The following is an 8,601-nucleotide window of genomic DNA, read 5'->3' as shown; positions in this document are numbered from 1 at the left end:
CCCCGCCGAGCTCACCGGCGTCCCCGTCGGTGCCGGCGTCCCCGAGCGTGCCGGACTCCCCGAGCCCCAGCACCCCCGCCGGTGACAACCCGTACCAGCGGGGACCGGATCCGACCGTGGCCAGCGTCGCCGCCCAGTACGGGCCCTTCGCCACCGCCCAGATCACGGTGCCGCCCGGCAACGGCTTCAACGGCGGCTTCATCTACTACCCCACCGACACCAGCCACACGTACGGCGCGGTCGCCATCGTGCCCGGCTACACCGCCCTGTTCGCCAATGAGGAAGCCTGGATGGGTCCGCGGCTGGCGTCCTTCGGGTTCGTCGTTATCGGCGTCGAGACCAACAACCGCAACGACTACGACACCGCCCGCGGCACCCAGCTGCTCGCCGCCCTGGACTACCTGACCAACTCCAGCGCGGTACGCGACCGGGTCGACCGCAACCGGCTGTCGGTCATCGGCCACTCGATGGGCGGCGGCGGCGCCCTGTACGCGGCCACCCAGCGCCCGTCGCTGAAGGCCGCCATCGGCCTCGCGCCGTTCAAGCCGTCCGGCAACCTGGCCTCGGACAACGTGCCGACGATGATCATCGGCGGGATCAACGACACCACGGTCACGCCGTCCTACCTCGACGGCCTCTACCCGACCCTTCCGGCGTCGACGCCCGGCGCGTACATCCAGCTCGCCAACGCCGACCACCTCTACTTCACCCGGCCCAACGACATCGAGCTGCGCAGCCAGATCGAGTGGCTGAAGATTTTCGTCGACAACGACACCCGCTACACCCAGTTCCTCTGCCCGAGCATCAAGGACACCACCGGCATCGTCCGGTCGAGCGTCAAATGTTCGACCATCCCGAGCGGCGGTTCGACGCCTCCGTCGAGCCCGTCCGTCCCGCCGTCCAGCCCGCCGTCCGGGCCGCAGCGGATCCTCGGATCGCAGTCGGGTCGGTGCGTCGACGTGCCCAACGCCACCCACGACAACGGCACGCGGGTGCAGCTCTACGACTGCAACGGCCAGGCCAACCAGCAGTGGACCTACACCTCGAGCAAGCAGCTGACGGTGTACGGCAACGTGTGCCTGGACGCGGCCGGCTCCGGCAACGGGTCGGCGGTCCAGATCTACAGCTGTAACGGCCAGCCCAACCAGCAGTGGAACGTCAACGCCAACGGCACCATCACCGGCGTCCAGTCCGGCCGCTGCCTCGACGTGTGGGGCACCGGCAACGGCCAGCAGTTCCAGCTCTGGGACTGCAACGGCCAGGCCAACCAGAGGTTCGGCCTGAGCTGACCGAGCCGGGGTGTGGCGGGCACCTTACCGCCACACCCCGGCCCTCGCACCGCGCCGGCATCCCGTCGTCGAGAAGAAGGTTTGATGAAGCGCGTCTTGAATATCCTGCTCGCGGCCGGCACCGCGCTGGTCGCCGGCCTCGCCGCGATCCTGGTGTCCGGTTCCCCGGCGGCGGCGGCGAGCCTGACCCGGGTGACCAACTTCGGCACCAACCCGACCAACCTCAACATGTACATCTACGTGCCGGCGAACCTCGCGCCTCGGCCTGCGCTGCTGGTGCTGGTGCACTACTGCAGCGGTTCGGCGAGCGCCATCTTCAACGGCAACGGCCACGACTACGTCACCGCCGCCGACCGCTACGGCTACATCATGGTGCTGCCCGAGGCCACCCGCAGCGGCGGCTGCTTCGACGTTTCGACCGCCGCCGGGCTCCGGCGCAACGGCGGCAGCGACTCCACCGGCATCATGTCGATGGTCGACTACGCCCGCTCGCACTACCCGACCATCGACTCCTCCCGCATCGTGGTGTCCGGGTTCTCCTCCGGCGCCATGATGACCAACGTCCTGGCCGCCGAGTACCCGGACGTGTTCAGCGCCGGGTCGGCCTTCTCCGGCGTACCGGCCGGCTGTTTCGCCACCAGCGACGGGTCGATGTGGAACAGCCAGTGCTCCGGCGGCACCGTCATCCGGACGGCCCAGCAGTGGGGCGACACCGCCCGCGCCATGTACCCGGGCTACACCGGCGCCTACCCGCGCATGCAGTTGTGGCACGGCACCACCGACACCACGCTCTCCTACCCCAACTTCGGCGAGGAGATCAAGCAGTGGACCAACCTGCACGGCCTGTCGCAGACGCCGGCGTACACCGACCACCCGCAGTCCACCTGGACCCGGACCCGCTACGGTGACACCGGCACCCAGGCAACCGTCGAGGGAATCAGCATCTCCGGCGTCGGCCACCAGCTTCCGATGAGCGGCCAGATCGCGTACGCGATCTCCTTCCTCGGACTCGACCGGCCGTCGACCCCGCCGTCGTCGACCCCTCCGTCGTCAACCCCGCCGTCGTCGACCCCGCCCTCAGGGGGCGCGAACGAGATCGTGGGGACCCAGTCCGGCCGGTGCATCGACGTGCCGTCCGCGTCGCACACCAACGGGACGCGGGTGCAGCTCTACGACTGCAACGGCCAGGCCAACCAGCAGTGGACCTACACCTCGGGCAAGCAGCTCCAGGTGTACGGCAGCATGTGCCTGGACGCCGCCGGGTCCGGCAACGCGTCGGCGGTGCAGATCTACGCCTGCAACGGCCAGAGCAACCAGCAGTGGAACGTCAACGCCAACGGCACCGTCACCGGCGTACAGTCCGGCCGCTGCCTGGACGTGTGGGGCACCGGCAACGGGCAGCAGGTCCAGATCTACGACTGCAACGGGGGGCCCAACCAGCAGTTCACGCCAGTAGATTAGCCGGGGACAACGCGCGCTTGGTCCTGTCTCTGGCCCGCGCCCCGGCGCGCGAGCCGCAGAACACGTTCAGCCGCCTGCGCCAGGAAGACCGTCAGATTGGCTTCGGCCTGCTCGATCATGGCGCCGTCGACCGGCCGGGAGCCGGGATCGATCATGGCGTGAATCAGCTTGTGAGACTGAAGCGGGCCATCATCAGGTCGTCGAGGGCTGGGCCGAGCTCGAGCACCTCGGCCTCCGCCTCGTCGGCGAGGACCAGTTCGCCCGTGGGAACTTCGGGGCTCAGGCAATACATCGTGCCCGGGCCGTTCGCGGCGATTTGCAGCAGCCGGGTCGACGGGTAGGGCTGGATCTCGTCCCAGAAGTCAATGCCGTCGGGGCTGCCGGCGGTTTCCGCCATGGTCACCATCTCGCTGGGCCGGAACAGGCCGAATGAGTAGTTGTCGTGCGATACGAACCCGGCATGCGTGTGCTGCAGGAAGTCTTGCAACGGCTCCGGGAACGAGTCCCAGAACCGGGGCGTCTCGCCGAATGTGGCGGGGTCGTAACCGAGCCAAGTGACTACTCGGTCGGCGCGGGGGTGGTCGATCACGTACATCAGGGCCGGCACGTCGTTCGCGGACACGATGCGCACGTCGACGAGTCGCGTGTTCAGGATTTCCGCGAACTGCGGGAGCTGTTCCAGCCAAACGGCCGGCCACGCCCGCCGGGTCTCCGCGGCCCGTTCGGCAGAGTCGTCAATGGCCGCGATGGCCATCCACGCCGCCGGCACAGCGTCGCCTGGCAACGCGCCGATCGAGCTGAACGGCAGGGTGGCGGCGAGGGTGGCGTCGTCGATGTCGGGCATCAGTTCTTCCCCTGGCTCTTCAACAGTTTCTGGATTAGCTCTTGGAGTTGCGGGCGGATGCTCTTCTCGAGCGCTACCTGTTCGGCCTGCCACGCGGGGTCGACCTTGGTCATCGCGGCCACGCTACGGGACGACTTGGACAGGTTCGAACTGAAACTCAGCCACTGATAGTTGAGCGGCGCCCGGGTGACCGCGTACATCGAGTCGGGGTTCAGCTTGGTGAACCCCTTCATGTTGATGATCTCCGCGATCGGGATGATGTGGTCCGGAGTGACCGCCGAGCCGCCACCGGCCCGGGACCCGATGGTCCGGCCCGGATAGGCCGGGTCCGGGTCGCCGATCCGCGGCCGGGTCTGCCCCTGCAGCCGGACGTTGCCGAGCTCACCAGGGTTACCCGACCGCAGCGCGTCGTACAGAGGGCGGGTCGGCGAGGTCCTCGGGACCCGCCAGCCGATCTGCGGGGCCGGTTGCGGGCTGGGCTGCCACGACGCGGGGATCTTCTTGACCGCCTCGGCGATCTCCTGGCGCTTGTCCGCGCTGGGCGGGTTCAGCGGCGATTCGGTGGTGTCGTCGGCGGCCAGCGTCGACATCGCATCCAGGCAGGTGTACAGGTTCTTCTGGGCGGCCGCGCCCTGAGTGTTCAGATACCACCTTCGCCGCCAGCAGCGGAGCCTCGTCCCGCGGGAGTTCCTGCTGAGGAGCCTGCTGTCGGGGACCTTCCGCCGACCGACCGCCAGCGCCTGCGGTTGCCGTGGCTGGTCGCGGCCGGCGCCGTCTTGGTCGTCGCTGTCGCCGCGATCGTCATCGTGTTGGTCGTGCGGCGCGGTTCCGCCGACCGGAACAGCATCACCGAGGTCGCCACGACGTTCGCGACCGCGATCGCGAACAGCGACCAGGCGGGCGTGTTGAGCGTGCTGTGCGCCGAGGAGTCGGAGGAGATCACCGAGGACGACGACTACGATCCCAACGCCGCCGCCGGCGCCGGCGACGCAAAACCCCAGGTTTCTGTCTCCGAGTTGAAGGTCGCCGGTGACACCGCATCGGCACAGGTGAGCCAGGACGGCCAGCCTGCCGCCACGCTGTATTTCCGCAAGGAGAGCGGCACGTGGAAGGTGTGCGCGCCTGCCGGCCCTCAGCCAGCAGCCACCTGACTTCTCTCCGCTCGAGTCAGACGTTGGCCTGCTTGCCTCGGCTTCGGCTGCGTGGGCGGGTTGCGGCGCCGGTAGAGCGTTGCTCGCGACAGGCCGGTCAGCCGGCACGCGGGCGCAACACCCCAGAGCACCGTCAGCGCCTGGAACGCTTCGGCGAGGACGGGTTCGGCGTCGGCGCGGCATCCGCGCTCTCGGAGAGCAGTCCCAAGAGCACGCGTGCTTCTCCCATGATCTGCAAAGCGGTCTCGGCTTTGGCCAGCTTGGCCTGCAAGCGGGCGTTCTCGCGCGGAAGACGGGCAAGTTCGGCGTTCTCGGCCTTCTTCGCCGCCCGCGCGGCCGCTTGCCGGCGGTCCGTCAGGTCGGCCGCGGCTCCTGCGGTCAGGCGTACCGCCTTTCGGCCGTCCGGATCCAGGTCGTAACCGGCCCGGGGGCCCGGGACGCATCGCGTTCAGCAATGACCGCCGATGACCGATAGGACCAGAGGACAGTGCCGACCGAAGGTTGAGGCGATGCAGGTCATTCACGCGCGGGCCACCGCCGCCGTCGGCGAGGTGCTGCGGAACCGGATGGTCACCCCCCTGTTCCAGCCGATCGTCGACCTGTCCAGCGGGCTCGTGGTCGGGCTGGAGGCACTCGCCCGCGGACCGGCCGGCACCGAGCTGGAGTTCCCGGACCAACTGTTCGCCGCCGCCCGGGAGGCCGGATTGCTCGCCGAGCTGGACATGCTGTGCTTCGAACGGGCGCTGGAATGCACGGTCGCCGCCCCCGTACCGCCGCCGTTGCTGTTCATCAACGCCGAACCGGCCGTGCTGGACCAGCCGGTGTCATCGCGCGTCATCGAGATGGTGGGCAACGGACTGCCGTTTCGCTACATCCTCGAGTACACCGAACGGGCGCTTCCCACCTCGCCGGGGGTTCTCGTGCATCTCGCCGGCTTCGTGCACGAGTTCGGCAACGGCATCGCCCTGGACGACGTCGGGGTCGACCCGATGTCGCTGGCGTTCCTCCCGGTGCTGGAGCCGGAGGTGATCAAGCTGGACATGAGCCTGCTGCGCGATCCGGACACCGAGCACACCCAGTCGGTGTGCACGGTGGTGGCGGCGGAGGCCCGGCGTACCGGGGCGGTGGTCCTGGCCGAGGGCGTGGAGACCGAGGACGACCTGGTCACCGCCCGCCGATTGGGGGCGCGGTGGGGCCAGGGCTGGTTGTTCGGTCGGCCGGCGCCGATGGGGCAGGTGGAGCACCGGTTCGACCCGGCCGCGGCGACCCGGGTGCCGCCGCCACGTCCGGGTTTCCACCAGGCTGGTGGCACCCCGTTCCAGGTGGCGGCGGGTCACGGTCCGGTCGTCAGCGGGTCCGCGGCCCAGGTGACGGCAGCCCTGGCCCGACTGCGGAACCTGGTCACCGCCGACTCCCACGCAGTGGTCGTGATGTCGGCCGCCGAGACGGGTGTCCCGGCGCTCACGGGGTTGCTGGCCGACGCAACCGCCCGGACCCGCTCGGTGATCGTGCTCGACGATCCGGTGCCGGGCGAGTCCGCCGTCGCCGTCATCGCTCCCGCGTACGGCAGCGCCGCCCTCTGTGTCGAGTCCGCCTCGGGACGCCTGGTGTTCCTCGACCACCTGCCCGCCGTCGCCGACGTGGCCCGGGTCCTGCTCAACCGCCTCGGCCCCGGCCGCCTCGCCGACGTGGTTATCTCCGGGGCTTCGGACACCGGTTGAACGCCACTTCCAGCACCGCGTGATCGCTGTAGGATTTTGTGTCCACGAGTTTCGACACCAGTCGCCGATCTCGTAACTCGATTGGCTCGATCGGTCGAGCTGCATAGGGTGCCTGGATGGCTTCCTCGCGCGCACTACTTCCACGGTCGACACCGGCCGCCTCAGAGGTGTCGTCCCGCGCGATCGCCGAGGTGCTGGATCGCCTCGAAACGCAAGCCGTCGAACTGCACTCCCTGATGGTCCTGCGCCGCGGTCATGTCGTGGCCGAGGGATGGTGGGCGCCGTACTCGGCCGAACGTCCGCACCTGTTGTATTCGCTGACCAAGTCGTTCACCTCGGTCGCTGTGGGACTGGCCGTCGCTGACGGGCTGCTGTCGCTGGATGACCGGGTGGTTGACGTCCTGCCCGATCACGTTCCGCCCGACATCCCACCGCAGGGACGCCAGGTCACCGTTCATCACTTGCTGTCGATGACGAGTGGGCATCGAACGGACAGCCTCGCCGAGGCCTGGCGACTTGAGCCGGGCGACTTGGTGAAGGGCTTCCTGCGCGTTCCGTTCCCGGACCCGGCAGGTTCCCAGCACCTCTACGACAACGCGACCACGGGCGTCCTGGCCCGGATGGTAGAACGGGTAACCGGCCGCGGCCTGCCGGAGTTTCTCGACGAGCGCCTGTTCGAGCCCATGGGCATCGATCACGCGGAGTGGGACAGGCTGGCCAGCGGGGCGGCGTTCGGTTTCCATGGATTGCATCTGACGACTGAGGCCGTCGCCGCGTTCGGCGAGCTGCTGCGATGTGGAGGCCGCTGGGGAGACCGGCAACTGATTCCACGTGACTGGGTCCGGCAAGCGACCAGCCGACGCATCGAGACTCGGCCCGCGCAGGTCGGCGGAGGGCACGCCGATTCGCTTTGCGGGTACGGGTATCAGTTTTGGATGTCGCGTCACGGCTACCGCGGTGACGGCAACAACGGCCAGTTGTGTGTGGTCGTTCCGGAACACGACCTGGTGGTCGCTGTGACCGCCGCCGTCAACTTCTATCAGCCTGTACTGGACGCGATCTGGGAGTGCCTGCTACCCGGTTTAGGGCCTGGCGACAGCACCCGCGACGACGAGGCCCTCGCCGATCGGATGCGGCGGCTATCGCTAGCAGCGGCACCGGGCACGGCCGCCCCAGGCCGCTCGACCCAGGCGAAACTTGACGGTTGCGCCGAAGACGCGCCGCTCCCAGAAGGCACCGCGGTGTTCGTCGATCCTGATGAGAAGGGGTGGCTGCTGCGGTTCGGGTCGTCGCTGATCGTCGAGGTCGGCCATGGCGCATGGCGGGAGAGCTCGCCGCTCGGGCGCCCGGTAGTCTCGGCCGGCGCTTGGCAGGGCGGCACGTTCGTCGCCGACCTCTACGTCATCACCAGCCCGCACCGGGTTCGGCTGGTGGTCGACGCCGACGCCGGCACAGCGGTGGCGACATGGAACACCGTGCCGATGACCACTCCTGATTTGATGTCGCATCTACAATCGCCGCTCATGACTCGCCCCGACGTCGCATAGGTCCTCGGATCGGCTTTGACTTGCGATTTATCCGCCAGTTTCGACACCACGCCTGGTGGACGCTCGATCGGATGGATTCGATGTCCGCGAGTTTCGACACCACGCCTGGTGGTGGGAGCATCGGCTGACCCGAGACGGAGGCCGGCCGATGCCGCGGATGTCGAAGATCGAGTTGTTCGCGGCGATCCGCCGCGATCTTGCTGCGGGGATGTCGGGCCGGGCGCTGAGGCGGAGGTCGATTTTGGCGAAGTCGTGATCAACCTGCGAGGTGAACCCGTCACCTGCATGTTGTTCTCGTTCCGGATGTCGTTCTCCGGCAAAGCGATCCACCGGATCTTCGCCTCCGGCGGTCAGGAGGCGTTCTTCGAGGGCCACGTCCATGCGCTGAAACGGCTCGGCGGGGTGCCGACCGGCAAGGTCCGCTACGACAACCTGCGCTCCGCAGTTGCCAAGGTGCTCGGCTTCAGCCGGCAGTGCATCGAGACCCAGCGCTGGACCGCGTTCCGCTCGCATTAAACCCGTGTTGCCGTGAGTTCCCACGAGCGCATGTCCGCCTTGACCAGCCTGATGACCGGGTTGACCTGGGAC

General features: G+C 68.5%; 10 protein-coding genes. 6 read left to right on the top strand and 4 right to left on the bottom strand.

Translation table 11 applies throughout. The features are described from left to right. The first annotated feature begins 29 nt into the window (after positions 1 to 29). On the top strand, positions 30 to 1,289 hold the full coding sequence (locus Asi03nite_RS36945; RefSeq protein ID WP_203685173.1) for a poly(ethylene terephthalate) hydrolase family protein: 1,260 nt from the start codon (positions 30 to 32) through the stop codon (positions 1,287 to 1,289). A gap of 84 nt (positions 1,290 to 1,373) precedes the next feature. Continuing rightward, positions 1,374 to 2,750 carry an extracellular catalytic domain type 1 short-chain-length polyhydroxyalkanoate depolymerase gene (locus Asi03nite_RS36940; RefSeq protein ID WP_203685172.1) on the top strand — a complete coding sequence of 459 codons (1,377 nt, stop codon included), beginning with the start codon at positions 1,374 to 1,376 and terminating at the stop codon, positions 2,748 to 2,750. Here Asi03nite_RS36940 and Asi03nite_RS36935 read toward each other — a convergent pair. Genes Asi03nite_RS36935 through Asi03nite_RS36925 form a run of 3 tightly spaced genes read right to left on the bottom strand, consistent with a single transcriptional unit; the run spans position 2,747 to position 4,184 of the window. Then, positions 2,747 to 2,905 carry a hypothetical protein gene (locus Asi03nite_RS36935; RefSeq protein WP_203685171.1) on the bottom strand — a complete coding sequence of 53 codons (159 nt, stop codon included), beginning with the start codon at positions 2,903 to 2,905 and terminating at the stop codon, positions 2,747 to 2,749. The genes Asi03nite_RS36940 and Asi03nite_RS36935 overlap by 4 nt on opposite strands. A gap of 8 nt (positions 2,906 to 2,913) precedes the next feature. Next, positions 2,914 to 3,594 (bottom strand): SMI1/KNR4 family protein, encoded by a 681-nt coding sequence (locus Asi03nite_RS36930; RefSeq protein ID WP_203685170.1) that lies wholly within the window; start codon positions 3,592 to 3,594, stop codon positions 2,914 to 2,916. Beyond that, on the bottom strand, positions 3,594 to 4,184 hold the full coding sequence (locus Asi03nite_RS36925) for a hypothetical protein (RefSeq protein WP_203685169.1): 591 nt from the start codon (positions 4,182 to 4,184) through the stop codon (positions 3,594 to 3,596). Before Asi03nite_RS36925 ends, Asi03nite_RS36930 begins: the two co-directional genes overlap by 1 nt. Before the next feature lie 156 nt (positions 4,185 to 4,340). On the opposite strand from Asi03nite_RS36925, the gene Asi03nite_RS36920 reads away from it, so the two are divergent. After that, on the top strand, positions 4,341 to 4,745 hold the full coding sequence (locus Asi03nite_RS36920; protein WP_203685168.1) for an Rv0361 family membrane protein: 405 nt from the start codon (positions 4,341 to 4,343) through the stop codon (positions 4,743 to 4,745). Between the two features lie 133 nt (positions 4,746 to 4,878). Here Asi03nite_RS36920 and Asi03nite_RS36915 read toward each other — a convergent pair whose 3' ends face one another. Further along, positions 4,879 to 5,016, bottom strand: coding sequence for a hypothetical protein (locus Asi03nite_RS36915; RefSeq protein ID WP_203685167.1), 138 nt, complete (start codon positions 5,014 to 5,016; stop codon positions 4,879 to 4,881). A gap of 238 nt (positions 5,017 to 5,254) precedes the next feature. Between Asi03nite_RS36915 and Asi03nite_RS36910 the strand changes: the two genes are divergently transcribed. The 3 genes from Asi03nite_RS36910 to Asi03nite_RS36900 all read left to right on the top strand — a co-directional run bounded on the left by Asi03nite_RS36910 (position 5,255) and on the right by Asi03nite_RS36900 (position 8,529). Beyond that, on the top strand, positions 5,255 to 6,466 hold the full coding sequence (locus Asi03nite_RS36910) for an EAL domain-containing protein (protein ID WP_203685166.1): 1,212 nt from the start codon (positions 5,255 to 5,257) through the stop codon (positions 6,464 to 6,466). A 116-nt stretch (positions 6,467 to 6,582) separates the two neighbouring features. Beyond that, positions 6,583 to 8,013 (top strand): serine hydrolase domain-containing protein, encoded by a 1,431-nt coding sequence (locus tag Asi03nite_RS36905; protein ID WP_203685165.1) that lies wholly within the window; start codon positions 6,583 to 6,585, stop codon positions 8,011 to 8,013. 285 nt (positions 8,014 to 8,298) lie between these two features. Beyond that, positions 8,299 to 8,529 (top strand): hypothetical protein, encoded by a 231-nt coding sequence (locus Asi03nite_RS36900; protein WP_203685164.1) that lies wholly within the window; start codon positions 8,299 to 8,301, stop codon positions 8,527 to 8,529. The last annotated feature ends 72 nt before the right edge of the window (positions 8,530 to 8,601 follow it).

The sequence above is a fragment of the Actinoplanes siamensis genome, assembly GCF_016862395.1.
In the GTDB taxonomy this organism is placed as follows: Bacteria; Actinomycetota; Actinomycetes; order Mycobacteriales; family Micromonosporaceae; genus Actinoplanes; species Actinoplanes siamensis.
The sequence above is the reverse complement of the archived record's forward strand: the minus strand, read 5'-3'. Positions and strand labels throughout refer to the sequence as shown.

Coding starts and splice junctions, on each gene's coding strand:
- Asi03nite_RS36930 (WP_203685170.1), bottom strand. CDS start 3,594: ATGCCCGACATCGACGACGCCACCCTCGCCGCCACCCTGCCGTTCAGC.
- Asi03nite_RS36905 (WP_203685165.1), top strand. CDS start 6,583: ATGGCTTCCTCGCGCGCACTACTTCCACGGTCGACACCGGCCGCCTCA.
- Asi03nite_RS36940 (WP_203685172.1), top strand. CDS start 1,374: ATGAAGCGCGTCTTGAATATCCTGCTCGCGGCCGGCACCGCGCTGGTC.
- Asi03nite_RS36935 (WP_203685171.1), bottom strand. CDS start 2,905: ATGATCGATCCCGGCTCCCGGCCGGTCGACGGCGCCATGATCGAGCAG.
- Asi03nite_RS36900 (WP_203685164.1), top strand. CDS start 8,299: ATGTTGTTCTCGTTCCGGATGTCGTTCTCCGGCAAAGCGATCCACCGG.
- Asi03nite_RS36925 (WP_203685169.1), bottom strand. CDS start 4,184: ATGTCGACGCTGGCCGCCGACGACACCACCGAATCGCCGCTGAACCCG.
- Asi03nite_RS36910 (WP_203685166.1), top strand. CDS start 5,255: ATGCAGGTCATTCACGCGCGGGCCACCGCCGCCGTCGGCGAGGTGCTG.